Annotated in this window: 18 protein-coding genes; 13 read left to right on the forward strand and 5 right to left on the reverse strand. The window is 57.3% G+C overall.

From position 1 onward, the window contains the following. The first annotated feature begins 3 nt into the window (after positions 1 to 3). From ssuC to EE949_RS09445, 3 genes are read left to right on the forward strand one after another with little or no spacing between them, the layout of a single operon-like run. On the forward strand, positions 4 to 801 hold the full coding sequence (ssuC, locus tag EE949_RS09435; RefSeq protein WP_122664029.1) for an aliphatic sulfonate ABC transporter permease SsuC: 798 nt from the start codon (positions 4 to 6) through the stop codon (positions 799 to 801). Continuing rightward, positions 798 to 1,613 (forward strand): aliphatic sulfonates ABC transporter ATP-binding protein, encoded by an 816-nt coding sequence (gene ssuB / locus EE949_RS09440; protein ID WP_027902266.1) that lies wholly within the window; start codon positions 798 to 800, stop codon positions 1,611 to 1,613. Before ssuC ends, ssuB begins: the two co-directional genes overlap by 4 nt. Before the next feature lie 39 nt (positions 1,614 to 1,652). After that, entirely contained in the window at positions 1,653 to 1,868 is a 216-nt protein-coding gene (locus EE949_RS09445; RefSeq protein WP_020291765.1) for a TOBE domain-containing protein, read from the forward strand. A 224-nt stretch (positions 1,869 to 2,092) separates the two neighbouring features. On the opposite strand, the gene EE949_RS09450 is transcribed toward EE949_RS09445, so the two are convergent. Next, positions 2,093 to 2,932, reverse strand: coding sequence for an alpha/beta fold hydrolase (locus EE949_RS09450; RefSeq protein WP_122664030.1), 840 nt, complete (start codon positions 2,930 to 2,932; stop codon positions 2,093 to 2,095). A gap of 281 nt (positions 2,933 to 3,213) precedes the next feature. On the opposite strand from EE949_RS09450, the gene EE949_RS09460 reads away from it, so the two are divergent. Beyond that, positions 3,214 to 4,101, forward strand: coding sequence for a LysR family transcriptional regulator (locus EE949_RS09460; RefSeq protein WP_122664032.1), 888 nt, complete (start codon positions 3,214 to 3,216; stop codon positions 4,099 to 4,101). Here the strand turns inward: EE949_RS09460 and EE949_RS09465 are convergent. After that, a complete protein-coding gene (locus EE949_RS09465) occupies positions 4,084 to 4,749 on the reverse strand; it encodes a TetR/AcrR family transcriptional regulator (RefSeq protein WP_122664033.1) in 666 nt (221 codons plus the stop codon). The genes EE949_RS09460 and EE949_RS09465 overlap by 18 nt on opposite strands. 213 nt (positions 4,750 to 4,962) lie before the next feature. Then, complete coding sequence (locus EE949_RS09470; RefSeq protein ID WP_027900699.1) at positions 4,963 to 6,339, reverse strand: glutamine synthetase family protein; 1,377 nt, start codon at positions 6,337 to 6,339, stop codon at positions 4,963 to 4,965. 278 nt (positions 6,340 to 6,617) lie between these two features. Here EE949_RS09470 and EE949_RS09475 point away from each other — a divergent pair, with 278 nt between their 5' ends. The 8 genes from EE949_RS09475 to EE949_RS09510 all read left to right on the forward strand — a co-directional run bounded on the left by EE949_RS09475 (position 6,618) and on the right by EE949_RS09510 (position 15,984). Beyond that, positions 6,618 to 7,394, forward strand: coding sequence for a gamma-glutamyl-gamma-aminobutyrate hydrolase family protein (locus tag EE949_RS09475; RefSeq protein ID WP_122664034.1), 777 nt, complete (start codon positions 6,618 to 6,620; stop codon positions 7,392 to 7,394). A 34-nt stretch (positions 7,395 to 7,428) separates the two neighbouring features. Further along, on the forward strand, positions 7,429 to 8,787 hold the full coding sequence (locus EE949_RS09480; protein WP_122664035.1) for a glutamine synthetase family protein: 1,359 nt from the start codon (positions 7,429 to 7,431) through the stop codon (positions 8,785 to 8,787). Positions 8,788 to 8,986: 199 nt separating this feature from the next. Beyond that, positions 8,987 to 10,351, forward strand: a complete 1,365-nt coding sequence (locus EE949_RS09485) for an aspartate aminotransferase family protein (protein ID WP_122664036.1) — start codon at positions 8,987 to 8,989, stop codon at positions 10,349 to 10,351. Between the two features lie 213 nt (positions 10,352 to 10,564). Further along, positions 10,565 to 11,659: a polyamine ABC transporter substrate-binding protein gene (locus tag EE949_RS09490; protein ID WP_122664037.1), complete on the forward strand. Its 1,095-nt coding sequence runs from the start codon at positions 10,565 to 10,567 to the stop codon at positions 11,657 to 11,659. Positions 11,660 to 11,892: 233 nt separating this feature from the next. Beyond that, positions 11,893 to 12,987 (forward strand): polyamine ABC transporter substrate-binding protein, encoded by a 1,095-nt coding sequence (locus EE949_RS09495; RefSeq protein WP_122664038.1) that lies wholly within the window; start codon positions 11,893 to 11,895, stop codon positions 12,985 to 12,987. 56 nt (positions 12,988 to 13,043) lie between these two features. Continuing rightward, positions 13,044 to 14,186, forward strand: coding sequence for a polyamine ABC transporter ATP-binding protein (gene potA / locus EE949_RS09500; protein WP_122664039.1), 1,143 nt, complete (start codon positions 13,044 to 13,046; stop codon positions 14,184 to 14,186). A 35-nt stretch (positions 14,187 to 14,221) separates the two neighbouring features. Then, a complete protein-coding gene (locus tag EE949_RS09505) occupies positions 14,222 to 15,103 on the forward strand; it encodes an ABC transporter permease subunit (protein WP_162874644.1) in 882 nt (293 codons plus the stop codon). Beyond that, positions 15,100 to 15,984 (forward strand): ABC transporter permease subunit, encoded by an 885-nt coding sequence (locus EE949_RS09510; protein WP_027900691.1) that lies wholly within the window; start codon positions 15,100 to 15,102, stop codon positions 15,982 to 15,984. Before EE949_RS09505 ends, EE949_RS09510 begins: the two co-directional genes overlap by 4 nt. Positions 15,985 to 16,091: 107 nt before the next feature. On the opposite strand, the gene EE949_RS09515 is transcribed toward EE949_RS09510, so the two are convergent. After that, a complete protein-coding gene (locus EE949_RS09515) occupies positions 16,092 to 18,482 on the reverse strand; it encodes a penicillin acylase family protein (protein WP_122664041.1) in 2,391 nt (796 codons plus the stop codon). Between the two features lie 200 nt (positions 18,483 to 18,682). Continuing rightward, positions 18,683 to 19,264, reverse strand: coding sequence for a DUF6436 domain-containing protein (locus tag EE949_RS09520; protein WP_122664042.1), 582 nt, complete (start codon positions 19,262 to 19,264; stop codon positions 18,683 to 18,685). A 92-nt stretch (positions 19,265 to 19,356) separates the two neighbouring features. Here EE949_RS09520 and EE949_RS09525 point away from each other — a divergent pair, with 92 nt between their 5' ends. Beyond that, the gene (locus tag EE949_RS09525; protein ID WP_122664043.1) at positions 19,357 to 20,313 is read left to right on the forward strand and encodes an alpha/beta hydrolase; all 957 of its coding nucleotides are present in this window, start codon (positions 19,357 to 19,359) and stop codon (positions 20,311 to 20,313) included. The last annotated feature ends 4 nt before the right edge of the window (positions 20,314 to 20,317 follow it).

Here is a 20,317-nt window from a genome sequence, read left to right on the forward strand (position 1 = left end):
TCCATGAGCACTAGTGCTTCGCAACGAACAATCCAGCGCCTCGCGCCTTGGGCTCTGCCGATCCTGCTGCTGGCTATCTGGCAGCTGTCGGTCAGCGCCGGCTGGCTTTCCACCCGCATTCTGCCTGCGCCGAGCGCGGTTATTGAGGCGGGTGTCAACCTGGTATCCAGTGGTGAAATCTGGACCCACCTGGCGATCAGCGGCTGGCGTGCCGGCCTTGGTTTCGCTATCGGTGGCGGTATCGGCCTGACCCTGGGCTTCATCACCGGCCTGTCGAAATGGGGCGAGCGCCTGCTGGACAGCTCGGTCCAGATGATCCGCAACATCCCGCACCTTGCGCTTATCCCGCTGGTGATCCTGTGGTTCGGGATCGATGAAACCGCCAAGATCTTTCTGGTCGCGCTGGGCACCCTGTTCCCGATTTACCTGAACACCTATCACGGGATTCGCAATATTGATCCTGCGTTGGTCGAGATGTCCCGCAGCTACGGCCTGTCCGGCTTCGCATTGTTCTGGCATGTGATCCTGCCGGGTGCGATGCCTTCGATTCTTGTAGGTGTGCGTTTCGCGCTGGGCTTCATGTGGCTGACGTTGATCGTCGCGGAAACCATTTCTGCCAGCTCCGGTATCGGTTATCTGGCAATGAATGCCCGGGAATTCCTGCAAACCGACGTCGTGGTACTGGCCATCGTGCTGTACGCAATATTGGGCAAGCTGGCCGACCTGGCAGCGCGTGGTCTGGAGCGTGTTTGCCTGCGCTGGCATCCGGCCTATCAAGTGACTAAAGGCGGTGCCGCATGAGCAGTTTGAAACAGCAACAGCCTGCGCATCTGCTGCGTGGTATTCCTCTGGCGGTTCAACAGCTGAAGAAAGCGTTCGGCAGCCGTGAGGTGTTGAAGAACATCGACTTGCACATTCCTGCCGGGCAATTTGTCGCCGTGGTCGGGCGCAGCGGTTGTGGCAAAAGTACCTTGTTGCGTCTGCTGGCCGGGCTCGACAAACCTACTGCCGGGCAATTGTTGGCCGGTTCAGGTGCATTGGCTGACGCCCGTGAAGACACGCGACTCATGTTTCAGGAAGCACGTCTGTTGCCCTGGAAAAAGATCATCGACAACGTCGGTCTTGGTCTCAGTGGCGACTGGCGCGGCAAAGCGCTGGAAGCCCTCGAAGCCGTTGGCTTGGCCGAGCGTGCCGAGGAGTGGCCTGCTGCGTTATCTGGTGGGCAAAAACAGCGTGTGGCATTGGCTCGTGCACTGATCCATCAGCCGCGCCTGTTATTACTCGATGAGCCACTGGGTGCGCTGGATGCCTTGACCCGTATCGAGATGCAGCAACTGATTGAAAACCTTTGGCGTAAACATGGCTTCACCGTGCTGCTGGTGACCCATGACGTCAGCGAAGCCGTCGCGATTGCTGATCGCGTGATTCTTATCGAGGAAGGGCGTATCGGCCTGGACTTGCTGGTCGACCTGCCGCGCCCTCGCGCCAGAGGCTCGCATCGTCTGGCCAACCTGGAAGCGCAAGTGCTCGAACGAGTGCTGTCGTTGCCCGGCTCGCCCCCTGAACCTGATCCCGTTTCACCGCTGCCCACGCAATTGCGTTGGGCCAATTAACCGACCGTTAGACATCCGTCCCCATACAGGAAGATCACCATGACTATTAAAGCCATCAACGTTCGTAACCAATTCAAAGGCACCATCAAGGAAATCGTCGAAGGCGACGTGCTGTCGGAAATCGACGTGCAGACTGCGTCGGGCATCGTGACTTCCGTGATCACCACCCGCTCGGTAAAAGAGCTGGAATTGGTGGTGGGCAGTGAAGTGATCGCGTTTGTGAAGTCCACCGAGGTTTCCATCGCCAAGCTGTGACCGATGCGCAAAAGACAACCCCGGACGGTGAATGCCCTCCGGGGTTTTTTGTGTCTGACGACACCGCACTGTCGCGAAGCAAACTCGGTTTATGTGGGAGCGGTGCTTGCCCGCGATAAGAAAACCGCGATTTACCCTTCAGACCGAGTCGACCTTATCGCGGGCAAGCACCGCTCCCACATTGAACCGAGTTGCCGCACCATAGCGCGGTGGCGACGAAAAACTCATCTGTGCTTGTGGATAAACGCACTGGCCTTCTCGGCGAACATCAGCGGTTGATCCTCCATCAGAAAATGACCCGCATTGTCGATGAGCTGCAATGTCGAGCCGGGGATGTCGCCGTGCAGTCGGTGGGCGTAACTCGATGGCTGCCATTCATCTTCGGTACCCCAAAGTATCTGCACCGGAATGTTCAGCTCGGGGAGGCGTTGCGCAAAGTCTTCGGTATAGCGCGAGTCGTAATGCGCGACCTGATTTTTATAGAAGCCCTGCTGGCCAATCAGCCTGGTTATCGGCGCCAGATAGGCTTCGAGTATGTCGCCCTCCATGATGCTCTTGTCGAAAACCGCCATTCGCAATTGCCGGATCATTAATTGCCGATGTTCGTCTGCGTCCATTACGGCGTGTTCTGCGTAATGCGTGCGGATGTGCTGCCAGCTCGCGGACGGCCAGGAGTCATAGCTGACGATATCGGCGATGGTCAGCGACAAAAAACGCTGCGGTGCTTCGATAGCCAACCGCAGTGCAATGCCTCCGCCAATGTCGTGGGCGATTACGTGCGTGCGCTCCAGGCCCCAATGCTCCAGCAACTGCTCCAACAGGATCCGTTGCGCCGCAACCGAAGTGTCCTGATCTTGCGGAAACTCCGAGGCGCCAAAGCCCAGCAAATCGAACAGGTGCACTTTGAGTCCGGCGGCTACCAGCACAGGGACGACGTTGCGCCAGATGATCGAATGCGCAGGCGTGCCGTGCAGCAGCACAACCGGCAGCCCTTCGCCGTGACAGCCTGTAGCGATACGTCGTCCATCGATGATCACCTGTTGATTGAGCAGTGGATTGTTCATGAGCGTGTCTCCGGGACGTTGATGATGGATTCAGCGTATCGAAGGGGTTTCCATGACGCCAATGACAACTTATGCTGTTGAAATTCGATTTTTGTCATGTTTTGTTTAGGCGCTCGTTATCTGTCGCTGTGGGAGCGAATTCATTCGCGAACGCGGTGGTTCTGAAAAATACCTTTTTATGACACACCGCGTTCGCGAATGAATTCGCTCCCACAGGGCCGACAGTTTGCTGCCCGATAGCGCGTTCATCGACATAGAGCCAGCCAGGCCATGGAGCAAACATGAACCAACGCCTTCCCATCGATGTTCTCCGTGCACTGCTCAGCATTGTCGAGCTGGGCAGTGTCACTCGTGCAGCTGACAGCCTGAACCTCACGCAATCGGCGGTCAGCTGGAAGATCAAGCGGCTAGAGAAACAACTGGGGCGCGAGCTGATTCGCCGCGAAGGTCAGCGCTTGATCGCCACCAGCGACGGTGCCGAGCTGCTGATTCATGCCAGGCGCATTCTTAACTCGCATGACGAAGCGCTGGCTCTGTTCGCGCCCTCGACCCTTGAAGGTACTGTTCGACTCGGCGTCACCGAGCAGGCATCGCTCACCCAGTTGGCACCGATACTGGCGAAGTTCTCGCGCCAGCACAGCAATGTCGACGTTCGGGTGGTGGTTGAGCAGAGTCAGGCGCTGCGCGAGTCGTTGGCCAATGGCACGCTGGATCTGGCTTTGCATCAGGATTTCGCCCACGGACTCAGCGCCGAGGACCATTTGTTATGGGGTGAGCGTCTGAACTGGTGCGTCCCGCCGGGCTGGGAATATACCTCTGACGCCACAGTTGCTCTTGTCACCTACGGGTCTGGCTGCTTTTACGGCAATCTGGCGCAGGATCGGCTTCAGGCGGCCGGTATCCGCTGCAAAGTGGCGGTGCAGTGTCCGTCTACAGAAGGTGTGCTGTCGGCCATTTCTGCAGGCTTGGGCATAGGCGTCGTAACAGCCAGTAATGTCGACAGACGCGTCGAGATGAGTCGTTTCTTCGAGCAGCGCATGCCGCTACCTGAAGTGGTTAACGTGTTGCGCTACAGTCAGCGCAAGCATGAGCCGGTGTTGCAGGCACTGCAGCAGATGCTGGCTCAGGCGCTGACGCGGGTGAAAGAAGAGTTACCCGGCCCGGCCTGAGGACTGCTGAGTCAGGGGGATTTGTCTTTTAGGCAGGTAAGACGGCAGGTACAGCCCTACATAGGCATCAAACACACGCATGCCTTCCTCCGCCATGCGCGGTGTGATTTCTTCATGCAGTTGCATGGAGCGCGCATAAACCCGATCGCCCAGCTCCATGGCCAGAGCGAACACGTCGACATCGTCTGGCAAGGCTGGCAGCAAGAAGTGGCGGTCGAAGACCTCAAGCATCAAGTGCCCCAGTTCGATATCGTGCTGACGATCTGCCTGAGTGATTTCAGTCAGCCCGTGCTGGGCCAGAATCAACTGGCGGGCAGCCGCATCGACGTTATAGATGTCCAGCATGCGTTGCTCGACTATCCGTGACAGATCACGCCAGGTATTGAGCGAGTCGTGTTCGATGGGCGCTTGCAGGCTGGCGCGGAACGCGGAGTGGATGTCTGCCGTCAGCGCTTCGAGCAGGGCGGGAACACTGGCAAAAAAGTGGTAAACGGATGACGGCGGAATCTGTGCCCGCTCGGCTACGCTATAGATCGACAGACTGGCGACACCTTCAGCTGCCAGCAACTCGCGTGCGGCATCGAGGATCGAGCCGATGCGGGCCTGACTGGCTGCGCGGGGTTTGCGGGCGGTGACGGGGCGGGTCATGTGGCGTTCTCGTGGGCGGGGCTGCGTGAATTGTACAGCGGTGATTGGGCCAATGCTTTCGCGAATGAATTCGCTCCCACGGGGATCACATCGTACCCCTGTGGGAGCGAATTCATTCGCGAAGAGGCCGGTTCAGACGCAGAAAGCTCCACACAAAAAAAAAGCCGCACAACCTCTCGGCTCTGCGGCGTTTTTTATGCTTCATACCATCATTTAAACGGTATGCAGGTACCAGTTGTACTCAAGGTCGGAGATGGAGTGTTCGAACTCCTCCAGCTCACTTTCCTTACAGGCGACAAAGATATCGATGTATTTAGGATCGATGTACTTGGCCATGACTTCGCTGTCGTCCAGCTCGCGCAGTGCATCGCGCAGGTTATTTGGCAGGCTTTGTTCGTTCTGCTCGTACGAGTTGCCCGATACCGGCGCGCCAGGTTCGATCTTGTTGGTCAGGCCGTGATGCACGCCCGCCAGGACCGACGCCATCAACAGGTAAGGGTTTGCGTCGGCGCCCGCAACCCGGTGTTCGATACGCACCGCGTCGGCAGAGCCGGTCGGTACACGCACGGCAACGGTACGGTTATCCAGACCCCAGCTCGGAGAGTTAGGCACATAGAACTGAGCACCAAACCGGCGATACGAATTGACGTTCGGGCAAAGGAACGCCATCTGCGCCGGTAGGGTCTCGAGCACACCGCCGATGGCATGACGTAACGCGGCGTTCTGCTCGGGATCCTCGCTGGTGAAGATATTCTTGCCATCGCGATCCAGGATCGAGATGTGTACATGCAAACCGTTGCCTGCCTGGCCCGGGTAAGGCTTGGCCATGAAGGTGGTGTCCATCTCATGGTCGTAGGCGATGTTCTTGATCAGGCGCTTGAGCAATACCGCGTAGTCGCAAGCCTTGATCGGGTCGGCAACGTGATGCAGGTTGACTTCAAACTGCGCCGGAGCACTTTCCTTGACGATGGCGTCAGCAGGAATGCCCTGCTCTTTGGCACCTTCCAGAATGTCCTGGAGGCAGTCGACGTATTCGTCGAGGTCGTCGATCAGGTAGACCTGTGTCGAGTGCGGGCGTTTGCCGGAAATCGGGGAGCGGGGTGGTTGCGGACGGCCGTTTACGTTCTCCTGATCGATCAGGTAGAACTCCAGCTCGAAAGCGGCGCAAATCGTCAGGCCCATTTCGTCGAACTTGGTGACTACCTGACGCAAGACTTCGCGCGGGTCAGCAAAAAACGGGTCGCCTTCGAGTTCGTGCATGGTCATCAACAGTTGCGCGGTCGGGCGCTTCTGCCAAGGCTCATTGCACAGGGTGTCAGGGATTGGATAGCAGATTCGGTCAGCATCACCGATGTCCAGACCCAGGCCGGTACTTTCAACCGTCGAGCCATTGATATCCAGGGCAAATAAAGAGGCAGGCAGGTTAATGCCCTTCTCGTAAACCTTATGGAGGCTGGTGCGTTCAATGCGCTTGCCGCGCACTACACCATTCATATCTGCAATCAGAAGGTCAACGTACAGAACCTCAGGATGTTCCTTAAGGAACGCGTTCGCTTCGTTAAGCTGAACGGCACGCGGGGGTACCGACATGATGCAACACCTTTGTTGTTAAAAATATCAATCATCGAGCTTTACGGGTTTCAGTCAATCCGAAAGCCATGATGAAGTCAATAGAGCCTTCCGTTGCCCCGAAAGGGCGCAAAAAGGCCGTTTTTGCCGCAATTCAGGGCAAGTATTTAACAGCGGAAGGCTACGGATTCCGGGGCTTTCAAGTCGTCTGTTCGATTTTTACAGGACTGTTGTGTAAAAAAACGAACAAGGCTAAGCTCGATCGCAACCCAGACCAGCAACAACAATACGGGGGTCTCATGTCACGCCTGCCCTTGATCGGCGTTACCGCCTGCACCAAGCAGATCGGTCATCATGCTTATCATGTCTCTGGCGACAAATATGTCCGTGCGCTAGCAGTGGCTGCCAAGGGCATGCCGTTGATTCTGCCGTCACTTGGCCCCTTGCTTGACCCCGCCGACATTCTTTCCAGTCTCGATGGACTGCTGTTCACCGGTTCGCCTTCCAATGTCGAACCCTACCACTATAGTGGCCCAGCCAGCGCGCCGGGTACTGCTCATGATCCCGAACGCGACGCGACCACCTTACCGCTAATTCGGGCTGCCGTGGCAGCCGGTGTTCCGGTTTTAGGCATTTGCCGGGGTTTTCAGGAGATGAATGTAGCGTTTGGCGGCAGCCTGCATCAGCGTGTACATGAAACAGAAGGTTTCATGGATCATCGTGAACCCGAAAACGAACCCGTTGAAATTCAATATGCGCCAAGCCACCCGATGCGCGTCCAGCCGGGCGGTGTGCTGGAGGCACTGGGGCTGGCGAGTGAAATTCGCGTCAATTCCATTCACGGGCAAGGCATCGAGCGTCTGGCGCCGGGCCTGCGCGTGGAAGCCATTGCACCGGATGGTTTGATCGAAGCCGTCTCGGTTCAGCACAGTCCGGGCTTTACGCTGGGGGTGCAGTGGCATCCCGAGTGGCAAGTTACTGCAAACCCTGATTACCTTGTCATCTTCCAGGCGTTTGGCGATGCCTGCCGAAAACGAGCACTACAACGCGACGCCGATGCGTCAAATAACGCCTGATTCGCGATCAGGACTCTGACCACCTGAGGTATTTATGAGTACCAACCTCGACCAGCTCACCGATTGGTTGAAAGAACACAAGATCACCGAAGTCGAATGCATGATTGCCGACTTGACCGGGATCACTCGCGGCAAGATTTCCCCCACCAACAAATTCATTGCCGAGAAGGGCATGCGCTTACCGGAGAGCGTGCTGCTGCAGACGGTAACCGGTGACTACGTCGAAGACGACATTTACTACGAATTGCTGGACCCGGCGGACATCGACATGTTCTGCCGTCCCGATGCCAACGCGGTGTATGTCGTGCCGTGGGCCATCGAGCCCACTGCGCAGGTGATCCACGACACCTACGACAAGCAAGGCAATCCTATCGAGCTGTCGCCGCGTAACGTCTTGAAGAAAGTCCTCAAGCTGTACGCGGATCAAGGCTGGCAGCCCATTGTTGCGCCTGAGATGGAGTTTTACCTGACCAAGCGCAGCGACGACCCCGACTACCCGTTGCAGCCGCCTGTCGGGCGCTCCGGGCGTCCTGAGACCGGACGTCAATCGTTCTCCATCGAAGCGGCCAACGAGTTTGATCCGCTGTTCGAAGACGTCTATGACTGGTGTGAACTGCAAAACCTCGATCTGGATACGTTGATTCACGAAGACGGCACGGCGCAGATGGAAATCAATTTCCGTCACGGTGATGCCTTGTCGTTGGCTGACCAGATTCTGGTGTTCAAGCGCACCATGCGTGAAGCAGCGCTCAAGCATGATGTTGCCGCGACCTTCATGGCCAAGCCGATGACCGGCGAGCCTGGCAGCGCCATGCATTTGCACCAGAGCATTGTCGACATCAAGACCGGCAAGAACATCTTCTCCAACGAAGACGGGACCATGAGCGAGCTGTTCCTGCAGCACATCGGCGGCTTGCAGAAGCTGATCCCCGAGCTGTTGCCGCTGTTCGCGCCTAACGTCAACTCGTTCCGCCGCTTCTTGCCGGATACTTCGGCGCCAGTGAACGTTGAGTGGGGCGAGGAGAACCGTACGGTTGGCTTGCGCGTCCCGGATGCCGGCCCGCAGAACCGTCGTGTCGAGAACCGCTTGCCCGGTGCTGACGCCAACCCTTATCTGGCGATTGCCGCGAGCCTGTTGTGCGGCTTTATTGGCATGGTTGAACACATCAACCCGAGCGCACCGGTGGTTGGGCGTGGTTACGAGCGGCGCAACCTGCGTCTGCCGCTGACCATTGAAGATGCACTGGAGCGCATGGAAAACAGCAAGACGGTCGAGAAGTACCTGGGTGAGAAATTCATCAAGGGATATGTCGCGGTGAAACGTGCCGAGCACGAGAATTTCAAACGCGTGATCAGTTCGTGGGAGCGTGAGTTTTTGCTGTTTGCGGTTTGATGAAGGGCGCTGCAGTGCTGCTGTGAACGCTATCCCCTGTGGGAGCGGTGCTTGCCCGCGATAAGGCTGGACGCGATCCAAAGTGAACCGCGTCCAGCCTTATCGTCCGAATGCGGCCCAGACCAAGCACCGCTCCCACATAGAGTCTGTATTCCAATTCTAAAGGGATGCAGCTGCCACAAAGCATATGGAGTTGTGTATGAGTTCCAAGAACCCGCAAACCCTCGAATGGCAGGCCTTGAGCAGTGAGCATCACTTGGCCCCGTTCAGTGATTACAAGCAACTCAAAGAAGTCGGTCCACGCATCATTACCCGCTCCAGCGGTGTGTATTTGTGGGACAGCGAGGGCAATAAGATCCTCGATGGCATGTCCGGCCTGTGGTGTGTCGCCATCGGTTATGGCCGTGAAGAACTGGCCGATGCAGCGGCGAAACAAATGCGCGAGCTGCCGTACTACAACCTGTTCTTCATGACGGCCCACCCGCCGGTGCTGGAGTTGGCCAAAGTCATTTCCGAAATCGCCCCTGAGGGCATGAACCATGTGTTCTTCACCGGTTCCGGCTCGGAAGGCAACGACACCATGCTGCGCATGGTTCGCCACTACTGGGCGATCAAGGGCCAGCCGAACAAGAAAACCATCATCAGCCGGGTAAACGGTTATCACGGCTCAACGGTTGCGGGCGCAAGCCTGGGCGGGATGACCTACATGCACGAGCAGGGTGACTTGCCGATCCCGGGCATCGTGCATATCCCGCAGCCGTACTGGTTCGGTGAAGGCGGTGACATGACGCCGGACGAGTTCGGTATCTGGGCTGCCGAGCAACTGGAGAAGAAGATTCTCGAACTGGGCGTGGACAACGTCGGTGCGTTTATTGCCGAACCAATCCAGGGAGCGGGCGGCGTGATCGTCCCGCCTGACACCTACTGGCCGAAGATCAAAGAGATCCTCGACAAGTACGACATCCTGTTCGTCGCCGATGAAGTGATCTGTGGCTTTGGCCGCACGGGTGAGTGGTTCGGTAGCGATTTCTACGGCCTCAAACCGGACATGATGACCATCGCCAAAGGCCTGACCTCGGGTTACATCCCCATGGGCGGGTTGATTGTGCGCGACGAAGTGGTCGCGGTACTTAATGATGGCGGCGATTTCAATCACGGCTTTACTTACTCAGGTCATCCGGTGGCTGCAGCGGTGGCGCTGGAGAACATCCGGATCCTGCGCGAAGAGCAGATCGTGGAGAGGGTGAAAGCGGAAACGGCACCATACTTGCAGAAACGTCTGCGTGAGCTGAGCGATCATCCGCTGGTGGGGGAGGTCCGTGGTGTGGGCCTGTTGGGGGCCATTGAACTGGTCAAGGACAAGGCAACCCGCGAGCGTTACACCGGCAAAGGCGCGGGGATGATTTGTCGAACCTTCTGCTTCAATAATGGCCTGATTATGCGGGCTGTAGGCGACACCATGATCATTGCGCCACCGTTGGTGATCAGCTTTGCGGAAATTGATGAGTTGGTCGAGAAAGCACGCAAGTGCCTGGATCTGACGTTGGCTGAGCTGCAAGGCTAGGCTGACTTGGGCGCCAACCTGGGCCGTCACTTCAAATGTGGGAGCGGTGCTTGCCCGCGAAAAACGATAACGCGGTGTACCTGATACACCGCGTTGTCTGGTTCGCGGGCAAGCACCGCTCTCACAGGGATCATCGTGGACTTGAAACACCGGTCAGTAACTTGCCAGACTAATGGCTAGAAGCCGCCACCTAATAACACTGGAGCTGTACACATGAAGAAATTTGGCAAGACCCTCCTCGCTTTGTCCCTATTGGGCGTCGTAGCGGCCGCGCAGGCCGATGACAAAGTGCTGCACGTGTACAACTGGTCCGACTATATTGCGCCGGACACCATCGCCAAATTCGAAAAAGAGTCGGGCATCAAAGTCGTTTACGACGTGTTCGACAGCAACGAAACCCTTGAAGCCAAGCTGCTTGCAGGCAAGTCCGGTTACGACGTGGTCGTGCCGTCGAACAACTTCCTGGCCAAGCAGATCAAAGCCGGGGTTTATCAGCCGCTGGACAAGTCCAAGCTGCCTAACTACAAAAACCTGAACACCGACCTGCTCAAAGCCGTTTCGGTCAGCGACCCGGACAACAAACACGCCTTCCCGTACATGTGGGGCTCGATCGGTATCGGTATCAACCCGGATAAAGTCAAAGCCGCACTGGGTGCCGACGCTCCAGTCAATTCCTGGGACCTGCTGTTCAAGCCTGAGAACGCAGCCAAGCTGAAGTCCTGTGGCATCAGCTTCCTCGATTCGCCAACTGAAATGCTGCCGATTGCCCTGCACTACCTGGGCTACCCGACTGACAGCCAGGACAAGAAGCAATTGGCTGAGGCCGAAGCGCTGTTCCTGAAAATCCGTCCTTCGATTGGTTACTTCCACTCGTCGAAATACATTTCCGACCTGGCTAACGGCAACATCTGCGTAGCCGTGGGTTACTCGGGCGATATCTACCAGGCCAAATCCCGCGCTGAAGAAGCCGGCGGCAAGGTGAAGGTCAGCTACAACATTCCGAAGGAGGGCGCCGGTAGCTTCTACGACATGGTGGCAATCCCTAAAGACGCGGAAAACGTTGAAGGTGCCTACAAGTTCATGAACTTCCTGATGCAGCCGGAAATCATGGCCGAAATCACCAACGAAGTGCGCTTCCCGAACGGTAACTCGGCAGCCACGGCATTGGTCGACAAAGACATCACCAGCGACCCGGGCATCTACCCGCCAGCTGACGTTCTGGCCAAGCTTTACGCCATCGCTGATTTGCCAGCCGCCACTCAGCGGATCATGACCCGTAGCTGGACCAAGATTAAGTCGGGTAAATAATCCCGGTTGACGGAAAACCTGTAGGAGCTGCCGAAGGCTGCGATAGCGGTGTGTCAGAGACATTGCATCGCAGCCTTCGGCAGCTCCTACAGGTAAGTCCAAGGCACTGTCACATAAAGTTTTTTTGCGATACGCGGTCAACAACGGTAAGTTGCGCCCCCGGATTTTTCCGACCTGATCTGCTCAATTTTCCGACACGGGCACCAGACCCCACCTCAAAAAGGATTGTTCACGTGTCTATTTCTTTATTTGCCAAATCCATGCTCGCCGCCGCCACGCTGACTGTTGCAGCCGGAGCGCACGCGGCGTCCACCGTGCATATTTATAACTGGTCCGATTACATCGGCAAAACAACCCTCGAAGACTTCGAAAAAACCACCGGCATCAAGCCGATGTACGACGTGTTCGATTCCAACGAAACCCTGGAAGCCAAGCTGCTGGCGGGCCGAACGGGCTATGACGTTGTCGTGCCGTCTAATCACTTCCTGGGCAAACAGATCAAGGCTGGCGCGTTTCAGAAGCTCGACAAGAGCCAGCTGCCGAACTACAAGAATCTCGACTCGGCGCTGCTCAAGCGTCTGGAGAAAAACGATCCGGGTAACCAGTACGCCGTGCCGTATCTGTGGGGCACCAACGGTATCGGTTACAACGTCGAGAAGGTCAAAGCCGCGCTGGGCGTCGATAAAATCGACTCCTGGTCAGTGCTGTTTGAACCAGAGAACATCAAGAAGCTGCAAAGTTGTGGCGTAGCCATGCTCGATTCTGCCGATGAAATGCTTCCGGCAATGCTCAATTATCTTGGGCTGAATCCCAACAGCACGAACGAGGCCGACTATAAAAAGGCCGAAGCCAAGCTCATGGAGATTCGTCCTTACGTGACCTATTTCCACTCCTCGAAATACATCACCGATCTGGCCAATGGCGACATCTGCGTTGCGGCAGGCTTCTCGGGCGACGTGTTCCAGGCCAAGGCTCGGGCAGAGGAAGCAGGCAAGGGCGTAAACATTGCCTATAGCATCCCGAAAGAGGGCGGCAACCTGTGGTTCGACATGCTGGCAATCCCTGCGGACTCGAAAAATACCAAGCAGGCTCACGCATTCATCAATTACATCCTTGAGCCCAAGGTCATCGCCGAAGTCAGCGATGAGGTCGGCTATGCCAACCCGAACCCGGCTTCCGACGAGTTCATGGACAAAGACATTCGTGCAGACGAGGCGGTCTATCCGTCCAAGGAAGTGCAAGAGCGCCTGTACGTCAACTCCGAGCTGCCGCCGAAGATTCAGCGTGTCATGACGCGCAGCTGGACCCGAATCAAATCCGGTAAATAAAAGACCCCGCGCCCGGCCATGCAGGCCGGGCTGCAAACCAGTTGGGAGTTTCACCCATGGCAGTTGCCTCCGGCGCCTACAAGAAATCACTCGAAGGCGATCAGCAACCCAAGCAGGTGCTGGTCAAGATCGATCGGGTCACGAAGAAATTCGACGAGACGATTGCTGTGGACGACGTGTCCCTGCAAATCAACAAGGGTGAGATTTTCGCCTTGCTGGGTGGTTCCGGCTCCGGCAAATCAACGTTGCTGCGCATGCTGGCCGGTTTCGAACGGCCAACGGAAGGGCGGATCTACCTCGATGGCGTCGATATCACCGACATGCCGCCGTACGAACGCCCGATCAACATGATGTTCCAGTCCTACGCGCTGTTCCCGCACATGACGGTGGAGCAGAACATCGCATTCGGTCTGCAGCAGGATAAGCTGCCCAAGGCGGAAATCACCGAGCGTGTGGCTGAAATGCTCAAGCTGGTGCAGATGACCCAGTACGCACGACGCAAGCCGCATCAACTGTCTGGCGGTCAGCGTCAGCGGGTGGCGCTGGCTCGTTCCCTGGCGAAGAAACCCAAGCTGTTGCTGCTCGATGAGCCGATGGGTGCGCTGGACAAGAAGCTGCGTTCGCAGATGCAGCTGGAACTGGTGGAGATCATCGAGCGGGTTGGCGTGACCTGCGTAATGGTGACGCACGACCAGGAAGAAGCCATGACCATGGCTGAACGCATCGCGATCATGCACTTGGGCTGGATTGCTCAGATCGGCAGCCCTATCGATATTTACGAAACGCCGACCAGCCGTCTGGTCTGTGAATTCATTGGTAACGTCAACCTGTTCGAAGGCGAAGTGATCGAGGACATGGAAGGTCATGCCCTGATTCGCAGCCCCGAGCTGGAGCGCAATATCTACGTCGGCCACGGCGTAACGACCTCCGTGGAAGACAAGCACATCACCTACGCCCTGCGCCCGGAGAAGCTGCTGGTCACCACCGAGCAGCCTGCGTTCGAATACAACTGGTCGCGTGGCAAGGTTCACGACATCGCGTATCTGGGCGGCCACTCGGTGTTCTACGTGCAACTGCCGTGCGGCAAGCTGGTGCAGTCGTTCGTGGCTAACGCTGAGCGTCAGGGCACCCGGCCAACCTGGGGCGATGAAGTGTTTGTCTGGTGGGAAGACGACAGTGGCGTGGTACTGCGCTCATGAAGATACGCAAAATCAAGCGTGCCCTGAACCGGGTTATACCCAATGGTCGGCAACTGGTCATTGGAGCGCCGTTTCTCTGGCTGTTCCTGTTCTTTGCCTTGCCGTTTCTGATCGTCATCAAGATCAGCTTCGCTGAAGCCGACGTAGCGATCCCGCCTTATACGGAAATCTTCAGCTACGCCGAGCAAAAGTTCGAGATCATCCTCAACTTCGCCAACTATGCGCTGCTGACAGGCGATGACCTGTACATCTCGGCCTATCTCGGCTCGCTGAAAATGGCGTTCTTCAGCACCTTGCTGTGCCTGCTGATCGGCTTCCCGATGGCCTATGCCATTGCGACTGCGCGCAAGGAACTGCAAACCGTGCTGTTGCTGCTGATCATGATGCCGACCTGGACCGCGATTCTGATCCGGGTTTACGCGTGGATGGGCATCCTCAGTAACAACGGGCTGCTCAATGCATTCTTGATGTGGCTCGGCCTGATCGACGAGCCGTTGCAGATACTGAATACCAACCTCGCGGTGTATATCGGAGTTGTGTATTCGTACCTGCCGTTCATGATCCTGCCGCTGTACGCCAACCTGGTAAAACACGACTCAAGTCTGCTCGAAGCCGCGTCTGACCTGGGTTCGAGCACCTTCAACAGTTTCTGGAAAATCACCGTGCCGTTGTCCAAAAACGGAGTTATCGCTGGCTGCATGCTGGTGTTCATTCCGGTGGTCGGCGAGTTCGTTATTCCTGAACTGCTGGGCGGCCCGGAAACCCTGATGATTGGCCGCGTGCTGTGGCAAGAGTTCTTCAACAACCGTGACTGGCCCGTGGCTTCTGCGTTGGCGGTGATCATGCTGTTGATCCTGATCGTGCCGATCATTCTCTTTAACCGCAGTCAGGCCAAAGAGCTGGAGGGCAGGGCATGAGAGGCTTTCGATTCTCGAACATGATGCTGGTCCTGGGCCTGCTGTTCATCTACGCGCCGATGGTGATTCTGGTCATCTACTCGTTCAACGCTTCCAAACTGGTTACGGTCTGGGGTGGCTGGTCGGTGCACTGGTATGTAGGACTGCTGGATAATTCGCAACTGATGGGCTCGGTGATGCGCTCGCTGGAAATCGCCACTTACACAGCGATTGCAGCGGTGGCGCTGGGCACCATGGCGGCGTTCGTGTTGACCCGCATCACGCGCTTCAAGGGCCGCACGTTTTTCGGCGGCCTGGTGACAGCGCCGCTGGTGATGCCTGAGGTGATTACCGGTCTGTCGCTGTTGCTGCTGTTTGTGGCCATGGCCCAGTTGATCGGCTGGCCGCAGGAGCGCGGCATCGTCACCATCTGGATCGCCCACACCACGTTCTGCGCCGCTTATGTGGCCGTGGTGGTTTCGGCACGGTTGCGTGAACTGGACCTTTCAATTGAAGAAGCAGCGATGGATCTGGGCGCGCGGCCGTGGAAGGTGTTCTTCCTGATCACCATCCCGATGATCGCGCCTTCGCTGGCGGCGGGGGCGATGATGTCCTTCGCCCTGTCGCTGGACGATCTGGTACTGGCCAGCTTCGTTTCCGGTCCGGGTTCGACCACCTTGCCGATGGAAGTCTTCTCCGCTGTGCGTTTGGGCGTGAAGCCGGAAATCAACGCCGTCGCGAGCCTGATTCTGCTGGCCGTTTCGTGCGCCACTTTCCTGGTCTGGTTCTTCAGCCGCCGTGCCGAGCAACAGCGCAAGAAAGCCATCCAGCAAGCCATCGAAGAAAGCGCGGCCGACAGCTACAAGCAACCCGATCCACGTCGCGCGGCTGCTCCGGTTTAGTATCAGTTGGCGCGCCGTGAACCCTGTGGGAGCGAATTTATTCGCGAATGCGGTACATCAGACAAAGATATTTTGAATGTGTCGCCCATTCGCGAATGAATTCGCTCCTACCGGGACTGGGGCACCAACCTCAAGTTGCCTTGGGCATGCTTCGCCACATCCTCTTCACTCAAATGCTGCGGGACGTACTCGCCGTTGATATAGGTCTGTGCCTGATCCGAATAGTGTTTATCAAACAGCACACCGCTTTGCCCAACGGGGTTGCTGCCGAGCGCATGAGCCGGGTCGGCGAAGTCGATCAGGCGGCGGGTTGAGGGGCCGTAGCTGACGGGCCAGGGCGCAGGTCCGATGCGTGACGAAAGATTATTGGGCACTTCATGCGTGCCTGGTGCTGCGAACGGTCCGACGTTCAACAGCTGATCCAGCGGCTTTTGCGTGCCCAGCGGATGCGCGTGGGTCAGCGTGTGTGCTTTGCCCCAGCGCCATTCGCCTGCGTTGAGCCCATAAGTGGATTTCAAATGTGAAACCGTGGCGTGCCAAGCGACTTTGACCGTCTGCGCACGGGTTTCTTCGAACGGCGAATTGCGATTGTTCCACCATGGCGAACTGGCGTCGGCGGCCACGCGGGGCAGGGCGGCATCGATCACCCTTGTTGATAGCAGCGTTTCAAAGAGACCATCGCCCAGCTCATCGTGAAAGACCTCTTCGCTCAGGTCGAAGAGGAACTGGTTAAACAGCGTGGCGCCCACCGAATCAACCCCATAGTTGCCTTTCCAGTTGGCCAGTCGTTCTACCAGCGCTTTCTCTTCCGGGTCACTGACTACTTCGCGGAGGACCGGAAGCAAAGGCTGTAGAACCCTATTGGCATAATCAGTTTTCGTGCCCAGTTGCAGCGCTTTACTGTTGTCCAGATCCCATTTCACCGAGGCATCACTCAGCTGTCGGTTCAACTGTTGGCCGCGATCAGCGAGGTTGTAGTAACCGGGAATCTGCATGCCGGTGGGCGAGAGGGGCTGGAAATTGGCTGAGACGATGTAGCCGCGTGCGGGATTCTCTTCCTGCGGGTTAGCGCTGAAGGGGTAGAAGCCCAGTTTGTCGGCTTGCTCAGTGCTGCCATCAAGAATGTAGTTCGGGTTCACGCCTTCGGGACGAATCGGCAACTGCGCCGCCGCCCACCAACCGATGTCGCCTTTGGCATTGGCCCAGACGATATTCAATCCCGGTGCCTGAATTTTCTCTGCGGCAGCGCGCATCTTATCCAGCGTGTCGGCTCGGTTGACTTCGTAGAAGCCTTCCAGAATCGGATTCTCCGACTCCAGGAATGACCACCACATGGCAACCGGCGTAGCGCTTGCGGTGACGCCCATTACGTCGTTGACGATAGGACCATGGGGCGACTTGCGCAGCGTCAGCGTGACCGGTGCTTCGCCTTTGACCGCAATCTCTTGTTCGGTGCTGGTCATGTCGACCCACTGTCCGTGATACCAGACTTGATTGGGATTCTGCGGATTGGTTTTCTCGGCGATCAGGTCCAGATCATCGTTCTGGAACATGGTCAGGCTCCAGCCGAAATCCATGTTGTGGCCCAATGACGCGAACGGGTTGAGCGCCTGATGATGGCCGTACAGCTCAAAGCCTGGCGCGGACAGGTGAGCTTCGTACCATACCGATGGTACCGAGAAGCGTATATGCGGGTCGCCCGCCAGAAGCGGCTTGCCGCTTTTGGTTCTGCTACCGGAAATGGCCCACGCGTTGCTGCCTTCAAACTGTGGCAGACCGGCTTGTTCAAGCGCCTGATTGCTCAGGTACGCCAGCTGGTTGAGGCTTTTCCAGTCGCTGCTTGAAAGTCTGGCCGGCTGATCAAGGACCCCTTGTGGCTGCCAGTCGAGATCAAACACTTTCAGGTAATCCGCGCCGAGTTCGTCACGCACATAGGTCAGCATAGGCTCGGTACGAAAGGCTGCGGCAAAGCTGTAGGCCATGTAGCCGCCGACGCTCAGTGTGTCCTCTGCAGTGAACGGCCGTTTGGGGATACCCAGCACGTCGAACTCCAGTGGTTTGGCGTGGCTGTCCTGATACTGATTAACGCCGTCGAGGTAGGCTTGCAGGGCCTTCCAGGCAGGCGTGTCCTTGTTGTGGCGGGCGACGTAATCGTCGGCGTGTTCACGAATACGCAGGCTGCGGAACAGTTTGTCCGTCGCCACCAGTTTGGGGCCCAGAACTTCAGCCAGTTCACCTCGGGCCAGACGACGGACCATTTCCATCTGGAACAGTCGGTCCTGAGCCTGCACATAGCCCAGTGCGCGATACAAATCGGCTTCGTTTTCGGCGCGGATATGCGGCACGCCTCGCTCGTCATAACGCACACTGACCGGCGCCTGAAGGTGAGCAAGGGATAACTCGCCGTCACGCTGCGGTTGTTTGCTGTGCAGATACCAGGCACCCGCGCCGATGACGAGGGCAATGATGAATACGAGGATAGAAAGGCTGCGTTTCATCCGGCTTCTCGGTCGGCGGGCAAAGAGAGCAGGCTACAGATTTGGGTGGGGGTTGAGTAGATGGGATTGGCGTATGTGGTCTTGCCCTGAGTCCTGACACCGCACTGTCGTGCAGCAAACGGGGACCTGTAGGAGCCAACTTGTTGGCGAGACGTTGGGCCTGCGTAGTCAAAAATTGCGCCTCGCGAACAAGTTCACTCCTACAAGGGGCCTGCGTTCCACCCGCAATAACATCCGACCGCCATGGTATGCGTCGCATTCACCGCTCGCCCTTCAGTCAGCGCTTGCAGGATTGGCTCGATGAAGCTGTTGCCCGAATTACACGTCAGGCCTTCGCTATAGGGGCCGAAGTAAGCCAGCCTGCCGTCGCGATCCCAGATTGCCACGGCAGGGCTGGCGCTGATGCGTTCTGCGCCCGGCAAGTAGGCGATGGGCTTGATTGCGCTCAGCGTGGAGGGTAACTGACCCTGGCTACCGGGCTTTTGCACCGCGTAGAAGTCCACGCCTCCGGGCCCACCGAAATGCTCGATCAATTCGGCAAGGTGTTGCTGGTTTCCAACGTTGCAGGGGCAGGCTGGATCCCAGAAGTGCACCAGCCGAATTCGCCCGGGGCCCGCCAGCTTGACGGGAAGACCAAGAGTGTCTCCCGCGAAAAACACTGGCTCATTACTGAACGGTCGCAAGTAGCGACCCTGAAACCAGTCATAACCGGCCCATAAAAGCGCTGCACAGATAACGGTAATGAGCCCTGCAATGAGCGTGCTACGGCGTAGGGTCTTCATTTCAGTCGCATCTGTTTGAGGACGCCTGGCTTGCCATGCTCGGGGATACAGCTGAATATCGCTGCACAGTCTATCGTCCCGCCGGAAACTCCATGTCTGCCACGTTCAACCCCGATGCACTGCGCCACAGCCTGCAACCGATGAGCGCTGCTCAGCCGCTTTCTATCGAGGGGCTGGCCTACCAGCGTTTTTACGTACTCGACAGGTTGGGGCTGGAGCGTCCACTTCGTACCTGGCTGGGCAGGATGGACGTGGGCGGCTACGAAATTGTCGGGCAAGTCTGGATACCGGATAAGCCGGTAGCGACGATGTTCCTGATGCATGGTTTCTATGACCACATGGGCCTGTTTCGGCATTTGATCGAATGGGCGCTGAGTATGAATTTCGCGGTGATTTCCTGCGACTTGCCGGGGCACGGTCTGTCCAGCGGCTCGCGGGCCAGCATCAATGACTTTGCTGAGTATCAGGTGGTTTTGCAGCGTTTGTTTGAAGAAGCAAACGCCCTGCAATTGCCCAAGCCATGGCATCTTTGTGGGCAAAGCACCGGTGGTGCGATTCTGATCGACCATCTGCTTCATCATGGTGTTGAAAGCCCCGCTCAAGGTCAGGTCATCCTGCTCGCGCCGCTGGTCAGGCCTCGTGCCTGGGGATGGTCAAAGCTAAGCTATTACCTGCTCAACCCTTTTGTGACAGGCATCGCCCGGCGTTTCAGCGAAAACTCCAACGCCCCGGCGTTTCTACCGTTCCTGCTGGCTGATCCATTGCAACCACGCCGTTTGCCGACCGCATGGGTAGGTGCGCTGGCGCGCTGGATCAAGCGTATAGAATCAGCCCCTTCAAGCTCGCGCAGCCCTATCATTATTCAGGGGGAAGCGGACATGACCGTTGACTGGCGTCATAACCTGATGGTGCTCAACAAGAAATTCACCGAGCCCCGGATACTGATGCTCAGCGAAGCCCGGCATCATCTGGCTAACGAGATACCGGAGCTGCGGGCGCAGTATTTGAGCTTTGTTGAGCAGAAGATGCGTTTGGCGCTGGCGAGCTAAACGT

This window comes from Pseudomonas viridiflava, from assembly GCF_900602065.1.
Classification (GTDB): Bacteria; Pseudomonadota; Gammaproteobacteria; order Pseudomonadales; family Pseudomonadaceae; genus Aquipseudomonas.